The 16,809-nt window shown below is 67.4% G+C and carries 17 protein-coding genes and 1 tRNA gene; 13 read left to right on the top strand and 5 right to left on the bottom strand.

Annotated features, from left to right (window positions below):
- Positions 1 to 2 precede the first annotated feature (2 nt).
- The gene (locus AX730_RS05875) at positions 3 to 491 is read left to right on the top strand and encodes a hypothetical protein (protein WP_062353348.1); all 489 of its coding nucleotides are present in this window, start codon (positions 3 to 5) and stop codon (positions 489 to 491) included.
- A 77-nt stretch (positions 492 to 568) separates the two neighbouring features.
- Here the strand turns inward: AX730_RS05875 and fdxA are convergent, their stop codons facing one another.
- Positions 569 to 892 carry a ferredoxin FdxA gene (gene fdxA / locus AX730_RS05880; protein ID WP_062353351.1) on the bottom strand — a complete coding sequence of 108 codons (324 nt, stop codon included), beginning with the start codon at positions 890 to 892 and terminating at the stop codon, positions 569 to 571.
- 303 nt (positions 893 to 1,195) lie between these two features.
- Here fdxA and AX730_RS05885 point away from each other — a divergent pair, with 303 nt between their 5' ends.
- From AX730_RS05885 to AX730_RS05900, 3 genes are all read left to right on the top strand, one after another.
- The gene (locus AX730_RS05885; RefSeq protein WP_062353354.1) at positions 1,196 to 1,903 is read left to right on the top strand and encodes a pirin family protein; all 708 of its coding nucleotides are present in this window, start codon (positions 1,196 to 1,198) and stop codon (positions 1,901 to 1,903) included.
- Positions 1,904 to 2,418: 515 nt separating this feature from the next.
- A complete protein-coding gene (locus AX730_RS05895; RefSeq protein WP_062353360.1) occupies positions 2,419 to 3,000 on the top strand; it encodes a GNAT family N-acetyltransferase in 582 nt (193 codons plus the stop codon).
- A 43-nt stretch (positions 3,001 to 3,043) separates the two neighbouring features.
- Positions 3,044 to 4,096: an MBL fold metallo-hydrolase gene (locus AX730_RS05900; RefSeq protein ID WP_062353362.1), complete on the top strand. Its 1,053-nt coding sequence runs from the start codon at positions 3,044 to 3,046 to the stop codon at positions 4,094 to 4,096.
- A 15-nt stretch (positions 4,097 to 4,111) separates the two neighbouring features.
- Here the strand turns inward: AX730_RS05900 and AX730_RS05905 are convergent, their stop codons facing one another.
- The 3 genes from AX730_RS05905 to AX730_RS05915 all read right to left on the bottom strand — a co-directional run bounded on the left by AX730_RS05905 (position 4,112) and on the right by AX730_RS05915 (position 6,382).
- Complete coding sequence (locus tag AX730_RS05905; RefSeq protein ID WP_062353365.1) at positions 4,112 to 5,485, bottom strand: ATP-binding protein; 1,374 nt, start codon at positions 5,483 to 5,485, stop codon at positions 4,112 to 4,114.
- The gene (locus AX730_RS05910; protein WP_062353367.1) at positions 5,482 to 6,147 is read right to left on the bottom strand and encodes a response regulator transcription factor; all 666 of its coding nucleotides are present in this window, start codon (positions 6,145 to 6,147) and stop codon (positions 5,482 to 5,484) included. Before AX730_RS05910 ends, AX730_RS05905 begins: the two co-directional genes overlap by 4 nt.
- A gap of 160 nt (positions 6,148 to 6,307) precedes the next feature.
- A tRNA-Glu gene (locus tag AX730_RS05915) sits at positions 6,308 to 6,382 on the bottom strand.
- A gap of 73 nt (positions 6,383 to 6,455) precedes the next feature.
- Here AX730_RS05915 and pcnB point away from each other — a divergent pair.
- The 6 genes from pcnB (at position 6,456) to pgi (ending at position 11,981) form a co-directional block, all read left to right on the top strand.
- Entirely contained in the window at positions 6,456 to 7,808 is a 1,353-nt protein-coding gene (gene pcnB / locus AX730_RS05920; RefSeq protein ID WP_062353369.1) for a polynucleotide adenylyltransferase PcnB, read from the top strand.
- On the top strand, positions 7,805 to 8,296 hold the full coding sequence (folK, locus tag AX730_RS05925) for a 2-amino-4-hydroxy-6-hydroxymethyldihydropteridine diphosphokinase (protein ID WP_062353372.1): 492 nt from the start codon (positions 7,805 to 7,807) through the stop codon (positions 8,294 to 8,296). Before pcnB ends, folK begins: the two co-directional genes overlap by 4 nt.
- A gap of 17 nt (positions 8,297 to 8,313) precedes the next feature.
- Positions 8,314 to 9,126 (top strand): 3-methyl-2-oxobutanoate hydroxymethyltransferase, encoded by an 813-nt coding sequence (panB, locus tag AX730_RS05930; protein WP_062353375.1) that lies wholly within the window; start codon positions 8,314 to 8,316, stop codon positions 9,124 to 9,126.
- A 36-nt stretch (positions 9,127 to 9,162) separates the two neighbouring features.
- Positions 9,163 to 10,005, top strand: coding sequence for a pantoate--beta-alanine ligase (panC, locus tag AX730_RS05935; RefSeq protein WP_062353378.1), 843 nt, complete (start codon positions 9,163 to 9,165; stop codon positions 10,003 to 10,005).
- Positions 10,006 to 10,087: 82 nt separating this feature from the next.
- Positions 10,088 to 10,468 carry an aspartate 1-decarboxylase gene (gene panD / locus AX730_RS05940; RefSeq protein ID WP_062353381.1) on the top strand — a complete coding sequence of 127 codons (381 nt, stop codon included), beginning with the start codon at positions 10,088 to 10,090 and terminating at the stop codon, positions 10,466 to 10,468.
- Between the two features lies 1 nt (position 10,469).
- Complete coding sequence (gene pgi, locus AX730_RS05945; protein ID WP_062353384.1) at positions 10,470 to 11,981, top strand: glucose-6-phosphate isomerase; 1,512 nt, start codon at positions 10,470 to 10,472, stop codon at positions 11,979 to 11,981.
- Between the two features lie 5 nt (positions 11,982 to 11,986).
- On the opposite strand, the gene queG is transcribed toward pgi, so the two are convergent.
- On the bottom strand, positions 11,987 to 13,066 hold the full coding sequence (queG, locus tag AX730_RS05950; RefSeq protein WP_062353386.1) for a tRNA epoxyqueuosine(34) reductase QueG: 1,080 nt from the start codon (positions 13,064 to 13,066) through the stop codon (positions 11,987 to 11,989).
- 67 nt (positions 13,067 to 13,133) lie between these two features.
- Between queG and AX730_RS05955 the strand changes: the two genes are divergently transcribed.
- The 3 genes from AX730_RS05955 (at position 13,134) to AX730_RS05965 (ending at position 16,752) form a co-directional block, all read left to right on the top strand.
- Positions 13,134 to 14,606, top strand: coding sequence for a bifunctional ADP-dependent NAD(P)H-hydrate dehydratase/NAD(P)H-hydrate epimerase (locus AX730_RS05955; protein ID WP_062353389.1), 1,473 nt, complete (start codon positions 13,134 to 13,136; stop codon positions 14,604 to 14,606).
- Positions 14,607 to 14,655: 49 nt separating this feature from the next.
- Positions 14,656 to 15,138, top strand: a complete 483-nt coding sequence (tsaE, locus tag AX730_RS05960; RefSeq protein WP_062353392.1) for a tRNA (adenosine(37)-N6)-threonylcarbamoyltransferase complex ATPase subunit type 1 TsaE — start codon at positions 14,656 to 14,658, stop codon at positions 15,136 to 15,138.
- Positions 15,139 to 15,237: 99 nt separating this feature from the next.
- Positions 15,238 to 16,752: an N-acetylmuramoyl-L-alanine amidase gene (locus AX730_RS05965; protein ID WP_407071474.1), complete on the top strand. Its 1,515-nt coding sequence runs from the start codon at positions 15,238 to 15,240 to the stop codon at positions 16,750 to 16,752.
- The last annotated feature ends 57 nt before the right edge of the window (positions 16,753 to 16,809 follow it).

Genomic DNA, 16,809 nt, shown 5'->3' on the forward strand with positions numbered 1-16,809 from the left:
CCATGCGTCTTTCGTCTTCCCTCGTACGTCCGCTTGCCCTCGCGCTGCTGGTCGTGTCCGTCGCCGGCTGCTCGTGGTTCAAGAAGGGAGCGAAGGGCGACTACGCGCTGGCCCCCGAAGCGCGTCCGCTGGAAGTGCCGCCGGACCTCAACCTGCCCAATGCCAGCGGCGCCATGCAGGTGCCCGCCGCCGCGCAGGCCAGCTCGTCGGCTGCGCCGACAGCCGGCGGGTTCAATGTCGCGGGTTCCCGTGACGACGCGTTCGCGCGCGTCGGTGAAGCCCTGGCGGGCATCGAGGGTGCAACCATCGCCAGCCGCGCGCAGCTGCTCGGTACCTATGACGTGGGCTACGAAGGCGCGAGCTTCCTGGTGCGTGTGTCGGCCGTGGACGCCGGTGCCTACGTATCGGCCGTCGATCCGCGCGGCCTGCCGGCCACCTCGCCGGCCGCCACCAAGTTGCTGGCCGCGCTGAAGGCCAAGCTGGGCGGCTGAAACGCCCCCGCATACCGGAAACGAAAAGGGCGCCTCACGGCGCCCTTTTTCATGGCGGGTCACTGCCTGTCGCCCGGTCAGCGCTCCAGCAGCGGCAACTTGTTCGTCTTGCCTTCCCACTCCTTGGCATCCGGCAGCGGGTCCTTGCGTGTGGTGATCACCGGCCAGGCACGCGACAGTTCGGCGTTGAGCGCGACATAGCCTTCCTGTCCGGCCGGCACGTCGTCCTCGGGGTAGATGGCGTTGATGGGGCATTCGGGTTCGCACAACGTGCAGTCGATGCACTCGTCCGGATCGATCACCAGGAAGTTCGGGCCCTCGTGGAAACAGTCCACAGGACAGACCTCCACGCAGTCGGTGTACTTGCACTTGATGCAGTTTTCGGTGACGACGAAGGGCATGAGACTCGATGTGCAACGGAGAGAACCGCGCAAGTTTAAATCACCGCGTGATTCGAGTTGGGAATCTTTCTTGCTTGCCGCCTGGGTCGGAGGAGCGCGCCGACGTACTCGGTGCCGGATGGGTGACCTGTCCGGCGATGCGGGTGCCGCATGGTGGGGACGGGCATCGTTCCAGAACCGCAAGACAGCCGGGCGCAGTCGGCGCGAAGGGTCAAAATTGGAACAATCAGTTGGTTTCCGGCTGATTTATTCCATCCATGCGCGGGATCATGCTGCGCGCCTCACCACAGAAGGAGTTCCGCCATGATTACCTTGCGTCCCGCCGGTGCCCGCGGCCATGCCAACCACGGCTGGCTGGATTCATGGCACAGCTTTTCCTTTGCCAGCTACGTCGACGACAAGCACGTCCATTGGGGCCCGCTGCGCGTGATCAACGAGGACCGCGTGGCCGCCGGCCGCGGCTTCGGCGAACACAGCCACCGCGACATGGAAATCATCAGCTACGTGCTGGAAGGCGCGCTGGGGCACAAGGATTCGATGGGCAACAGTTCCAGCATCGTGCCGGGCGATGTCCAGCGCATGAGCGCGGGCACCGGCGTGCAGCATTCCGAATTCAACTACAGCGAATCCGGTACCACGCATTTCCTGCAGATATGGATCATTCCCGACCGACAGGGCGTCCCGTCCTCGTACGAAGAGAAAGCCTTTCCCGCCACCGAGAAGCAGGGTCGCCTGCGCCTGGTGGTCAGTCCCGACGGCGCCGACGGCTCGGTCAGCATCCACCAGGATGCGCGCATGTACGCCGGTCTGTTCGATGGCAGCGAGAAGGCCGAGCTTCGCCTCGCCGAAGGCCGGCTAGGTTATGTGCACGTGGCGCGTGGCGAGGCCACTGTCAACGGGCAAGCCTTGAAAGCCGGCGATGCGCTGCTCTACGACGCGGAGCCACTGGTCAGCGTCGAGCGTGGCATCGGGGCCGAAGTGCTGGTATTCGATCTGCCGCGGATGCAGTGAATCGCGTGGTTGTGCGGTTTGATCGGCGCTTAAGGAGTTCTTAAAGCGCGCACGCGAGCATGGGTGGGCCGGGCATCCCGGTCCCCCATTGCCGAGGTTGTCGTGAGTCTGTTGCGCGCCCGTATGCCGCTGTTGCGGTTGTCGCCGTTTTCCACCTTCGTCCAGGTCGGCGAGCGTACCGGCGCGAACGCGCAGGACCAGTTGCCGTCGCGGTGGAGCGCCGGCCTGGCGGTCGCCCACCGCCACCGCGGGTGCGCAGGCGCAGGAACGCGCACGCGCCTGTCTGCCGTCGTTGCCTATGGCAGTGATCGCTGTCGTCCGCGCGGCGTGGCGCCGGGTTATCGCGCCCGCGCCCATGGCCGTGTCGCACTGCGGACTTTCGTGGCCGGGCGGATGGATGGCCTGGATGCCGAAGATTCCGGTATCGCCGAATGGGCACGCCGCAGCGCGCCTGTTCGTCGGCATCCTGCACGGCTTTCGACCGTCCGTTCCCACGTCTTTCCATGGAGTTCCCCATGAACGTCCGACTTTCCCATGCCGAAACGGCGACGCCACTTCGCCTGGCACCGGTGGCCTATCTGCCCGCACCCGAAGATCCCTCCTGGACTACCGCGCCTGTCGATGACGGCGTCGGTATCCACCGCGTCACGCGTGCACACGCTGCTCCGTTGATGCAGTTGTGCGACCGGCAGATGGCGGAGTTGCCGGGGGCGGCGCGGGTACGTGCGAGTGCCGGCGTGCTGGAACTGATGGAGGCACTGTTCGAACCGCCGCTGCGTGCATGGGCGTGGATCGCTCAGCATCGCGGTGAACCAGCCGGCTATGCCTTTGCCACGGTCGGCTTCTCGATGATCGAGCGTGCGTACTATTTCAATCTGGAAGCGCTGTTCGTTCCGGCCAGCGCACGACCTTCCGGCATCGCGGCCGGCCTGTTCGCCGAAGCACGGCGGATGGCGGCGGAACTCGGCTGCATCGACCTGCGCTGGCAGGTGCCGGTGGGGCAGGGGGGCGGACAGATCGCGCTGCCCGGCCAGGCCGGCGCGGCCACGATGATCCAGTATGTATTTCCCGCACTGCGGAGTGGCCAGGATGAATGACAGGGTGACCAAGCCCGCTTTGCGTGGCAGGCGCTGGCGGCGCATGGCGGCTGCGGCATGCGTGTCGGCGACGGCGTTCGCGTATGCCGGCTGCAGCACGGTGTCGTATCCGCAATCGCCGCAGTTCGGCGAGGACGGCTTCCAGAACGCACGCAAGCCGCGCCCGATGGGATGGCGCGAAACCAGCAAGCTCTGGTGGGATTTCCTGGTCGGCGGGAAGCCCGCGGGCACCACTCCGGCCCAAGCGATCCCGGTGCAGGCGGTGACGAGGGCGCAGCTCGATGAAGCGTCGGACGGCACGCTGTACCGGCTGGGACACTCCACCATCCTGCTGAAGCTGGATGGACGCTTCTGGCTGACCGATCCCGTATTCTCCGAGCGCGCCTCGCCGGTGCAATGGGCTGGACCGAAGCGCTTCCATGCGCCTCCGATCGACCTCGAGCAACTGCCGCCGCTCGCGGCGGTGGTGCTGTCGCACGACCACTACGATCATCTGGATCGCGAGACCGTGCGTGCATTGGCCGCGAAGACCGAGATGTTCCTGACGCCACTGGGCGTTGGCGATCGCCTCGTCCGCTGGGGCGTGCCGCGCGAGAAGATTCGCCAGCTGGACTGGTGGGACGATGTGGCACTCGGCGGCGTCCGCTTCACCGCGACGCCGTCGCAACATTTCTCCGGCCGTACGCTGTTCGACCGCAATGCGACGCTATGGGCGTCGTGGGTGATCCAGGCGGAGGGACTGCGCATCTTCTTCAGCGGCGACACGGGCTACTTCGATGGCTTCCGCACCATCGGCGAGCGGATGGGCCCGTTCGACATCACGCTGCTGGAATGCGGTGCCTACGACCGCCGCTGGCAGGACGTCCACATGCTGCCGACCCAGACGCTGCAGGCGCACGTGGATCTGGGCGGAAAGTGGTTGCTGCCGATCCACAACAGCACGTTCGACCTGGCGTTCCATGGCTGGAGCGAGCCGTTGGAATCGCTGTACATCTTGTCGAACCAGCACGGCGTGCAGATCGTCACGCCGACGATCGGCCAGCCGCTGACGATCGCCCGGCCGGAAGGTACGCAGCCATGGTGGCGCAGCGAGTAAGGCTTTGGCCGTCACTCAACGGTCGGGTGTCGCGCGAAACGCCACCCGGCAGCCGAAGCCACGGCCACCGATGCCGTCGCCCACGCTGATCGTCGCCCCGTGCGCCTGCGCGATGCGCTGCACCAGCGACAGGCCGATGCCGCTGCCGCGCTCGCCATTGCCCTGGCTGCCGCGGAAGAAGCGTTCGAAGACGCGCTCGCGTTCGTCCGGCAGTACGCCGGGACCGTTGTCGCGCACCGCCAACCAGGCCGTCGCACCGTCGGCATCCAGGCCGCAGGCGATCTCGATGCGGGCCTGTTCACCGCTGTAGCGCAACGCGTTGTCGAGCAGGTTGCGCGCGAGGATGCCGAGGTCGTCCAGGTCGCCATGGACGCTGGCGGGTTCCGTATGGACGACGATGGTCTGCTTCCGGCGTGCCGCCATCGATTCGAACTCGCGCGCGACCATGGCGACCACGTCCGGCAGCGCGACCTCCGGGCGCTCTTCGCTGAGCGGCGACGCATCGACACGCGCGGAATCGAGCAACTGCTGCGCGAGGCGCGACGTGCGCTGGACCCCCTGCGCCAGTTGGTCGAGCGCCGCCTGCGCGTCCGCCTGCGTGCCGGCGCGCCGTGCGACCTGCGTCTGCGTCAGGAGCGCCGCCAGCGGCGTGCGCAGTTCATGCGCCGCATCGGCCAGGAACTGGCGTTCGCCGCGCATGGCGTCCGACAGCCGTTCGAGCAGCAGGTTGAACGAATCCACCAGCGGGCGGATCTCGCGCGGCAGGCCCGCGACAGGCAGCGGCGCCAGATCATGCGCCGCACGCTCCGCCATGCCGCGGCGCAGGCGGTTCATCGGGCGCAGGCTCCAGTGAATGGCGAAGCCGACGCAGGCACCCAACACCAGCAGGATGCCGATACCACTCCACACGCTGACCTTCACCCAGTACGCCAGTTCCGTGCGCATCGCGGACAGCGACATGCCCGCCTGCACCTGGATGCGGCCGCGCGCATCGGAGACGGTGTAGACGCGCCAGGGCTCGCCGCCGACCTCGGTAAGAACGAAGCCGGGCTTGAAGTCCGACCGCAAGGGCTGCGCCGGTGCGCCGTCAGACCGGACGACGGGTGCGCGGCGTCCGAGGATCCAGACCTGATAGCGCAGCGCATCGAACTTGCGACCTGCACTGCTGGGTTGAGTCGGCAACTGCAGGCGTGGCCCGGCGTCCAGCGCATCGAGGTTGGCCGGCATGGACAGGAGGATCTGTTCGCTGACTTCCTGCAGGAACAGGTCGTCGTGCCCCTGCTGCTGCCGCGTCATCTGGAAATACTGGCCACCCAGCCAGCATGTCCAGCCCAGTGCGAGCGGCGTCATGACGGCCAGCAACAGCTTCGACTTCAGCGAGTGGCTCATGTCTCCTCTCCCAGCCGGTAGCCGAAGCCGTGAACGGTGGCGATCACGCCATCGCCGAGCTTCTTGCGCAACTGGTGGATGTACACCGCGATGGTGTTGCTTTCGATCGCGCTGTCGCCACCATAGACCAGCGATTCCAGCGTTTCGCGCGCGATCACGCGTCCTGGCCGCTCCATCAGTGCCAGCAGGGTGCGGTACTCGTGAACGCCCAGCCGGATCGGTCGGTCACCCACGCGTACGGAACGGTCAGCCGGATCGAGCACGATCTCGCCATGGCGCAGCACCGGCGAGACGCGGCCTTGGGTGCGTCGGATCACGGCGCGCAGCCGCGCGCTGAGTTCGCCGGCCTCGAAGGGTTTGACGATGTAGTCGTCGGCACCGGCGTCCAGGCCTCGGATGCGGTCGCTGAGCTGGTCGCGCGCGGTGATGATGAGCACCGGCGTGGTGTCGTAGCGCTGGCGCAGCCCGGTGAGGACGTCCAGGCCAGAACCGCGCGGCAGGCCCAGATCAAGGAGGACCGCAGTGTAGCCATGGTCGACCAGCGCCAGGCGCGCGGCGGTGACGTCCTCCGCACGATCGATGGACCAGCCATCCTGCGCCAGCGCGGCGGCCAGGGCATCGCCCAGCATGCGATCGTCTTCAACCAGGAGCAGGCGCGACACGGGCGAACCTTGCGGAGAGCGGAGTCCACCATGCTAGGGCCACGCGATTAAACCGTCTTTAATGCGGCGCGGGTACGGCCCCGGAAACGCAAGACCCCGCCGGGGCGGGGTCCTGGTCGCTGCACCTTGCTGTGGATCTCAACCCGCAGCCTTGGCCGGATGGCGCTCCCTAGGGGACTCGAACCCCTGTTTTAGCCTTGAGAGGGCCACGTCCTAACCTCTAGACGAAGGGAGCATTTTTGGTGAAACCGGCGTAGCGGATTAGTATAGGTGGCGGCCAAGCCAAGGGCAATCCATGTGGCGGCCGCGTGACCCTCCTGCATGGAACTGCCGCTATTACGCCGCCTACCGCTCTGCGAACCATCCCGCGCGACCAGCACACCATCTCGCGCAAGGACATCAGCCCGAACGCGCTGCGCGTGCTCTACCGCCTGCGGGATGCCGGTTTCCAGGCCTATCTGGTGGGCGGCGCGGTGCGCGACCTGCTGGTCGGTGGCCACCCCAAGGACTTCGACGTCGCCACCGACGCCACGCCGGAACAGGTCCGCCAGCAGTTCCGCAATTGCCGCCTGATCGGCCGCCGTTTCCGGCTGGCGCACGTGGTGTTCGGTCGCGAGATCATCGAAGTCGCCACGTTCCGCGCGAACAGCGACGACGGCAGTGGCGACCGCGAGATGGACAATGGTCGGCTGGTCCGCGACAACGTCTACGGCACGGTGGAAGACGATGCGGTGCGTCGTGATTTCACTGCCAACGCGCTGTACTACGCCATCGACGACTTTTCCGTACGCGACTACGTCGGCGGCTTCGAGGACGTGATGGCCCGTCGATTGAAGCTGATCGGCGATCCCGAGCAGCGTTACCGGGAAGATCCGGTGCGCATGCTGCGTGCGGTCCGGCTGGCCGCCAAACTGGACTTCGACATCGAGGTCGACACGGCCGCGCCCATCGCGCCGCTGGCGCCGCTGCTGGCGGAAGCCGCACCGGCGCGCTTGTTCGAAGAAATCCTGAAGCTGTTCCTGTCGGGCAACGGCGTCGCCAGCTTCGAAGGGCTGGAGCGCTTCGGCTTGTTGAAGGTGCTGTTTCCCGAGAGTGCCGCCGCGTTGGCGTCCAACCGCAGCGGGGCGTTGCGCCGGATGGTGCTGGCCGGCCTGACCGGCACCGACCAGCGTGTCGCCAATGACGAACCGGTATCGCCGGCATTCCTGTTTGCGCTGCTGCTGTGGCCGGCGTATTGCCGCGCACTGATGGGCTTGCAGGCGCAGGGCATGCAGGCGGAAGAGGCGCAGCGCCGCGCTGCCGACCGCGTCACCCTGCACCAGTTGAATACCGTGGCATTGCCGCGCCGCTTCTCGCTGCCGATGCAGGAGATATGGCTGCTGCAGACGCGTTTCGGCAACCGCCAGCGCAAGCGCGTAACGCGCCTGCTGTCGCATCCGCGTTTCCGTGCGGCGTTCGATTTCCTGGTCCTGCGGTTGGCGGCGTCGCCGGAGCACGCCGAGGACGTGGACTTCTGGCGCGAAGCGCAAACGCAGTCCGGCGATGAGCTGTCGGCGACATTGGGTGTAGCGGCCTCGGCTGACAGCTTCGCCGAAGACGCACCGCCATCCAAGCGTCGCCGCCGGCGGCGCAGTCGCGGCACGGGGCCTTCGCCGGAATGACCGCGCACGTCCAGGCCTGCGTCGGTCTGGGAGCCAACCTCGGGGACGCTGCAGATACGTTGCGGGAGGCCATTGAAGCGCTGGGACGCCGTGAGAGCGTGGTCATGCGCCAGGTATCACGCCTCTACCGCACGCCAGCCTGGGGCAGGGAAGACCAGCCGGACTTCATCAACGCGGTCGTGCTGATCGACACCACGCTGTCCGCGCACGCACTACTGGCGCTGCTGCTGTCCGTCGAGGCCGATTTTGGTCGCCATCGCATCGATGGCGAGCGTTGGGGGCCGCGTACCCTGGACCTCGACCTGCTGCTCTACGGCGACGCGGTGATCGACGAGCCCGGGTTGCGCGTGCCGCATCCGCACCTGCATGAGCGCGCGTTCGCACTCGTCCCGTTGCTCGATGTGCTGCCGGATGCCCGGATTCCCGGCTACGGCGATGCGCGGGATGCTGTGTCCGTGCTGGAAATGTCCAACATCCATCCGTTATGAGTGGATAATACGGCGCTATGAGCACGCACGCCGACAGCAAACCCTGGACAGTTCCCGCCCTCGCCGACGCCAAGCGCGAGGGCCGCAAGCTGGTGATGCTGACCGCGTACGACAACAGCTTCGCCCGGGTGCTGGATGCGAATGGCATCGACCTGGTGCTGATTGGCGATTCGCTGGGCATGGTCGTGCAGGGCCATGACTCCACGCTGCCGGTGACGGTGGACGACATCGTCTACCACACGCGTGTCGTCGCCCGCGGACTCAACCGTGCATTGCTGGTGTCCGACCTGCCGTTCCAGTCCGATGCGACACCGGAGCGTGCACTGGACGCTGCCATCGCGCTGCTGCAGGCGGGTGCGGAGATGGTCAAGCTGGAAGGTGCGGGTCACAAGCTCGACGTCATCCGCTTCCTGGTCGAGCGCGATATCCCGGTCTGTGCGCACCTCGGCCTGACGCCGCAGTCGGTGCTCAAGTTCGGCGGTTACCGCGTGCAGGGTCGCGACGAAGCGGCGGCTGCACGGTTGCGCGAAGAGGCCCGCGCGGTCGCCGACGCCGGCGCACAGCTGCTGGTGCTGGAGTGCGTGCCGTCATCGCTGGCAGCCGCCATCACCGCCGATCTCGCGATCCCCACCATCGGCATCGGCGCGGGCCCCGGCTGCGACGGCCAGGTGCTGGTGTTGCACGATCTGCTTGGGCTGGACACCGGCCATCGCCGGCCGAAGTTCGTCAAGGATTTCCTGGCCGATGGCGGGTCCGTGGCCGGCGCGGTGCGCGCCTACGCCGATGCCGTGCGCAGCGGGGCGTTCCCCGACGACGCCCATTCCTACTGACCGCGCCGCGCGCACCGACTCGCCACAGGGGCCACGATGATCGAGACCATCACCGAACTTGACGCGCTGCGTGCACGCGTCAGGGAGTGGAGGCAGCAAGGGTTGCGGGTCGGGTTCGTGCCGACGATGGGCAACCTGCATGCCGGCCATTACTCGCTGGTGATGCTGGCGCGGCAGTACGCGGACCGCGTGGTGTCCAGCGTGTTCGTCAATCCAACCCAGTTCGGTCCCAACGAGGACTTCACCCGTTACCCGCGTACGCCCGAAGCGGACATGAGCGGGCTCGAAGGGGCCGGTTGCGATGTCCTGTGGTTGCCGACGGTGGAATCCATGTATCCGTTCGGTGTCGAACTGGCGGCCAACGTGCACGTCCCCGGCGTCAGCAGTGTGCTTGAGGGCGCGCATCGCCCGGGTCATTTCGATGGCGTGTGCACCGTGGTCAGCCGCCTGTTCAACCAGGTGCAGCCCGACGTGGCCGCGTTCGGCAAGAAGGATTACCAGCAACTCGCCGTGATCCGCCAGTTGGTTACCGATCTGGCGTTCCCGATCCAGATCCTCGCCGGCAGCATCGTACGCGAGGCCGACGGCCTGGCGATGAGCTCGCGCAACCAGTACCTGTCGGAGGACGAGCGTCCGCGCGCCGCCGAGATCCGCAAGACCCTGATCGCGATGCGTGAAAGCCTGGTGGCCGGAACCCCTCGCGCGCAGGTGGAGGCCGAGGCGGCCCGCCAGCTCGGCGACATGGGGTACGTGGTCGACTACACGGTCATCCGTGGCCATGACCTCAGTGAGCCGCAGGACGGTGAACAGGGTGCGCGTGTCGCGCTGATCGCCGCGAAGCTCGGACGTACGCGGTTGATCGACAACCTGGAATTCTGATCGCAACCAAGGGCCGCACGTGGTGCGCGCAAGTCGGGCATGAGCGGATAAACTCCGCCTTCCCGCTTTTCGCCCCGACGACATGCATCTCAGCCTGCTCAAGACCAAGATCCACCGCGCGACCGTCACCCATTCGGAGCTGAACTACGAAGGCTCCATCGCCATTGACGGCCTGCTGCTGGATGCCACCGGCATCCGCGAGTTCGAGCAGGTGCATATCTGGGACGTGACCAACGGGGCGCGCTTCTCGACGTATGCGATCCGTGCCGACGAAGGCAGCGGTGTGGTTTCGCTCAACGGTGGCGCCGCGCGCCACGTACAGGTCGGCGACCTGATCATCATCGCCGCGTTCGCGTCGATGAGCGAGCAGGAAGCCGATGCGTTCCAGCCCACGTTGGTCTACGTGGACAGCCAGAATCGCATCACCCATACCAACCACAGCATCCCCAAGCAGGCCGCCTGACATGAGCCAGGATTTCGACGTACTGTCGTCCCACGCCACGCGCCTGAGTGGCGTTTCGTTGAGCACCCTGCTGTCGCGCGAGCCGGATCGCATTGCCGCCCACACGTTGCGCTCCGGTCCGCTGTACTTCAATTTCGCGCGCCAGTCGTACGACGCGTCGGCGTGGCAGGCGCTGCTGGGTCAGGGCGAAGCCAAAGGCCTGGCAGCGGCCTTCCGTCGGCTGTTCGATGGCGAGACCGTCAACGTCACCGAAGGGCGTGCGGCGCTGCATACCGCGCTTCGCGGACAGAATTCCGAGGCCGTCGTCGCACGCGAGGCCTATGCCACGGCGCTCGATGTCCGTCAGCGCATGGCGACTCTGATCGCGCAGCTCGAAGCGAGCGACGTCACCGACATCGTCAGTGTCGGTATCGGCGGCTCCGATCTCGGGTCGCGTCTCGTGGCTGATGCGTTGCGCGATCCGCTGCCGGGCCGCTTCCGCGTGCACTTCCTGTCCAACGTCGACGGTGCGGCGGCACAACGCACACTGGCGACGCTTGATCCGGCGCGCACGGCGGCAGTGCTGATTTCCAAGACGTTCGGTACCCAGGAAACGTTGCTCAACGGCGGCATCCTGCGCGACTGGCTGGGTGGCAGCGAGCGGCTGTATGCCGTCAGCGCCAATCCGGCGCGCGCGGCGGCGGCGTTCGACATTGCCGCCGAGCGCGTGCTGCCGATGTGGGACTGGGTGGGTGGCCGCTATTCGTTGTGGTCCGCGGTCGGCCTGCCGATCGCGCTGGCGATCGGGTTCGAGCGTTTCGAGCAGCTGCTGGAGGGTGCCTCGGCGTTCGATGCGCACGTCATCGGCACGCCGATCGCCGACAACATCGCGGTCCGCCATGCGCTGACGGCGGTGTGGAACCGCAACGGGCTCGGCCACGCCGCGCAGGGCGTGATGACCTACGACCAGCGCCTGGCGCTGCTGCCGGCGTATCTGCAGCAGCTGGTGATGGAGAGTCTGGGCAAGTCGGTCACGCTGGACGGCAGTGCGGTCGAGGTCGACACGGTGCCGGTGTGGTGGGGCGGGGCGGGCACCGACGTGCAGCACAGCTTCTTCCAGGCCCTGCATCAGGGCACGCAGATCGTGCCGCTGGATTTCGTCGGCACCATCCGCAACGACGACCCTTACACCGAGAACCATCTCGCCCTGATGTCCAACCTGCTGGCGCAGAGCGAAGCGCTCGCCAACGGACAGGCCAGCGACGATCCGCATCGCAGCTACGCCGGTGGCCGTCCCAGCACGATGATCCTGCTGGATGCGCTGACGCCGCAGTCGCTCGGTGGGTTGATCGCCATGTACGAGCACAGCGTCTACGCGCAGTCGGTGTTGTGGGGTATCAACGCCTTCGACCAGTTCGGTGTGGAGCTGGGCAAGCAACTGGCCAACGGCCTGCTGCCGGCACTGAAGGGGCAGGGTGAAGCGCAGGATCCGGTCACGCGCGCGTTGCTGGCGGAGCTGAAAACGCGCGGCTGACGACGTCAGGCCTTCGCGTGCTGCGCCAGGGCCCAGGCCACGTGCTCCCGCACCAGCGCTGACGGATCGTCGCGACGGCTGGCCAGCGCCGTCATCACCTCGGGCGTGCCGGGCGCATTGCCGAGCGCCACGGCGATGTTGCGCAGCCAGCGTTCATGGCCGCTGCGACGGATCGCCGAGCCTTCGGTACGGCGCAGGAATTCGTCGCCGTCCCATGCGAACAACGCCGGCAGCGTGGCCACGTCGAGATCGTTGCGGGCACGGAAGTCGGGTTCGTCCGTCCGCTGGGCGAACTTGTTCCATGGACAGACCAGCTGGCAATCATCGCAGCCGAAAATGCGGTTGCCGATCGCGGGCCGCAGGTCTTCGGGAATGACGCCCTCGTGCTCGATGGTCAAGTACGAAATGCAGCGGCGTGCATCGAGCCGGTACGGCGCGATGATGGCCTGTGTCGGGCAGACGTCGATGCAGCGCGTGCAGGTGCCGCAATGCGCCGTCGCAGGCGCGTCCACCGGCAACGGCAGATCCACGTAGATCTCGCCAAGGAAGAACCAGGAGCCGCCGTCCTTGTCGATCAGGCAGGTGTGCTTGCCGATCCAGCCCAGGCCGGCGTTGCGCGCGAGCGCACGCTCCAGCACCGGTGCCGAATCCACGAACACGCGGTGACCGAATGCGCCAACCTCCTGCTGCAGGCGTTCGGCCAGCTTCTGCAGGCGGTTGCGCATCAGCTTGTGGTAGTCGCGACCGAGCGCATAGCGGGCCACGTAGGCGCGCTCGCCGTCGTGCAGCGTGTCCCAGGCGTCGTTGCTGTCATTGCGTCCGTAGTCCAGCCCCACGGAGATGACCCGCAACGTACCGGGGATCAGCTCCTGCGGCCGCGACCGCTTGTCGCCGTGCTGCGCCATCCACGCCATCGAGCCGTACAGTCCCTCCGCCAGCCAGCGGCGCAGGTGATCCTCGTCGTCGCCAAGCTCGATGCCGGCGATGCCGCAGCGCTGGAATCCGAACTCGCGCGCCAACGCCCGCACGCGCCGGGCGAGCGCGGGTGGATCGGGCAGGGATGTTGCCGGGTCGGGGAGTGACATGCGGGAATTATAGGAGGCGGGGCCGGATTCACTTCTCCGCAACCCCGGCCGGTCCTAGAATCCGCCCATGTCAGGCACCTTGCCCCTGTATTCCACGCATGCGGCGCGCACGCTGGATGAGCGCGCCACGCACGCGCTGGGAGGCGACGCCTACGTCCTGATGCAGCGCGCGGGGCAGATGGCCTGGCAGCACCTGCTGCAACACTGGCCCGACGCCCAGCGCATCGTGGTGGTGTGCGGCCCGGGCAGCAATGGCGGCGACGGTTACGTGCTGGCGCGGCAGGCGCATCGTGCAGGCCGGTACGTGGAGGTCGTCCATCTGCCCGCGCATGTGCCGGGGAATCCGGTCGCACAACGCGCGTGCACCGGCTACGTGGCGGGCGGCGGCCGCGTGACGCTGTTCGAAGGCGCGTTGCCGAAGGCCGATGTCGTGGTGGATGCGCTGTTCGGCATTGGCCTGTCGCGTGCACCGGAGCACGACGTGCATGCGCTGATCGATACCATCAACGCGCAGAGCGGACCGGTCTTCTCGCTGGACGTGCCCAGTGGCGTCGATGCCGAGCGTGGCGCTGCGCCCGGTGCGGCCGTGGTGGCGACACGCACGCTGCAGTTCATCGCCCGGCATGCCGGACTGCATACCGGCGATGCGCTGGAGTACACCGGCACGCTCGATCTGGATGATCTCGGCGTGTCCGTCGGGACCTTCGACGGGGTCGCCGTGCAGTCGTCGCTGCTGCAGCACGATGCGCTGGCGCGCTGGCTGCTTCCACGTCGCCGTAATACCCACAAGGGCGAGTCCGGGCATGTGCTGTGCATGGGTGGCGACGACGGCAGCGGTGGCGCGATCGCCTTGTGTGTGGAAGCCGCGTTGCGTGCTGGTGCCGGCCTCGCCAGTGTGGCCACGCGGCAGATGCATGTGGCGTCGCTGCTGGCGCGCCGACCCGAGGCGATGGTGCGTGCGGTGGAATCGTCGGATGACCTCGAGCCGCTGCTCGCTCGTGCGGACGTGATCGCCATCGGTCCCGGATTGGGGCAGGGCGAATGGGCGCGAGCCTTGTTCCAGCGCGCCCTGCGCAGCGGGAGACCGATGGTGATGGATGCGGATGCGCTGAACCTGCTCGCAGCCTCGCCGCATACCGTGCAGCAGGCGATCCTCACGCCGCATCCTGGCGAGGCTGCGCGCTTGCTCGATTGCGCGACGCGCGACGTGCAGGGCGATCGCTTCCGAGCCGCGCAGGCGATGGCGGAGCGCTATGCGTCGGTCGTCGTGCTGAAAGGCGCGGGCACCGTCATCGCCGCACCCGGCGGGACGCTGCGCGTGATCGGTGCCGGCAATCCCGGCATGGCCGTGGGCGGTATGGGCGACGTGCTCACGGGCGTCATCGCCGCCTTGCGTGCGCAGGGCTTGTCCGCCTTCGATGCGGCAAGCGCTGGCGCGTTGTTGCATGGACTCGCGGGAGACGCGGCCGCCTGGGATGGAGAGCGCGGCCTGCTGCCATCCGATCTGTTCGCGCATCTGCGTCGGCTGGCGAATCCGTAAGCACCCGGTTTCCTCGCGCGCGTTTCCACTGAGCGCATAGAATTGGCGCATGCACGCCTTTCTTCCCGACAGTGACGCCACCGAAACGCTGGGCCACGCACTCGCGCGCACACGGCCTGCATTCGCCGTCGTGCATCTGCAGGGAGACCTCGGTGCAGGAAAATCCACCCTGGCTCGTGCCCTGCTGCGCGCGCTGGGCGTCAGTGGCGCGATCCGCAGTCCGACCTATACGCTGGTGGAGCGCTATCCGGTGGAGGGCGGCGAAGCCTGGCATCTGGACCTGTACCGGATCGGTGACGCCGGCGAGCTGGAATTCCTCGGTCTGGACGAAGGATCGGCCGTGCTCTGGCTGGTGGAATGGCCGGAACGTGGTGGTGCGTCATTGCCGCCAGCCGATCTGCATGTGGCGCTCGATGTCGACGGCGAAGGACGTTCAGCCCGACTGACCGGGGTGTCAGCGGGCGGCAGCGACTGGCTGGCGCGGCTGGCGCTGGAGGGTGAGTTGCAGGCATCAGCTCGCCAGACTGGTTAGGAACATCCGCCAGGCTACGGATTATTAAGGGAAAATGCCTTGCATTCGCGGTCTGATGGTGCTTGAATCCGCGGCATGACCTCGGGGAAGCCCACCACCATGCTGCGTCTCGCGTTCGCGAGCCTGCTCGCGTTGTCGCCATTAGCGCTGACGGCAGGCGAGGTGACCGGCGTGACGCTGGCGCAGGGCAGCACCGGGACCCGGGCGGAGATCCAGCTCGCGGGCACCGGGCAATACAAGACCATTTCACTGAAAGGCCCCGATCGGCTGGTCGTCGACCTGCCGGCCTCGAAGGCGAAAGCTGGCCTGCGGCTGCCCGTGCCGGCCGGCATCGTGCGCGCCGTGCGCACGGGACAGCCTGACGCGAACACGCTGCGCATCGTCTTCGACCTGGCTTCGCCGGTCGCCGCACTGGCACCACGCATGGAACAGGGCGGCGACACTTCGCGCCTGGTAATCGAGTGGCCGGGTGACGGCGTCGCTCCTCCTGCCTCGATCGCGACGGCTACGCCGACCACCGCACCCGCCGCCACGGCAGCGCCCCCGACGGTATCGCCACAGGCGGACGCCGCCCGCGCGACGGCGTTGCTGACGGCGAAGGTGGTGCAGGCGGGCGCCACCCAGTCTCCTGCTGCTGTTGCCACGACATCTTCACCGTCGCCGCAGGCCATCCTCAACGGGCAGTCGACCGCAGCCCAGGTACCCGCCACCGGTAATGCCGGTGAGCGTCCGGCGTACACCATCGCGACGGGGCAGCCAGCGCCGGTAGCGAACGCCGCCACTGCGCCCGCCGTCGAGGCCGTCACGACGATAGAGGCCCAGAAGCCGCCGGTCGCGGCAACCGCAGGCATGCGTCCACTGGTGGTCGCCATCGATCCCGGTCACGGCGGACAGGATCCGGGTGCGATAGGTCCGAGCGGCCGCTACGAGAAACATGCCGTGCTGGCGATCTCGAAGGAACTCGCCCGCCAGATCAATGCCACGCCCGGCATGAAGGCCTACCTGGTTCGCGATACCGACGTCTACGTCGAACGTCCGCAGCGCGCCCGCAAGGCGCGTGGCGCCAAGGCCGACATGTTCGTGTCGATCCATGCCGATGCTGCGGAAAACCGCAGCGCCTGGGGTTCGTCGGTCTACGTGCTGTCCTTGCGTGGCGCGTCGTCGCAGCACGCGCGCTGGCTGGCCGACAAGGAAAACGCGTCGGACCTGGTCGGAGGCGTGCGACTGACCAAGGACACGTTGTCGAACGTGCTGCTCGACCTGGCCCAGAGCGGCCATATGCGCGCCTCGCAGGATGCCGCCGGCCACGTGCTGACGTCGCTGAAGGGATTGGGCAAGACCCACAAGCCGCAGATCGAGTTCGCCAATTTCGAAGTGCTGCGCAATTCCGACATGCCGGCGATGCTGGTGGAAACCGGCTTCATTTCCAACGCCGACGAGGAAAAGCGCCTGTTCGATCCCGGTCACCAGCGCAAGGTCGCCGGCGCGGTGCTGGAAGGCATCCAGTCCTACTTCACCCGCCAGCCACCGCCGGGCACGCTGTTCGCGGCGCGCGCGCAAGCCGAAGCCGATGCGCGAACCGTCGCCGCTGGCGGCGCTGCCGGCGCGCCCTGATCCCGCGCCCGCTCGGCTATCATCACGGCTGATTCCCCGAGACGGCGCGCCTGCGTC

The sequence above is a fragment of the Pseudoxanthomonas mexicana genome, from assembly GCF_001556105.1.
Taxonomy (GTDB): domain Bacteria; phylum Pseudomonadota; class Gammaproteobacteria; order Xanthomonadales; family Xanthomonadaceae; genus Pseudoxanthomonas_A; species Pseudoxanthomonas_A mexicana_A.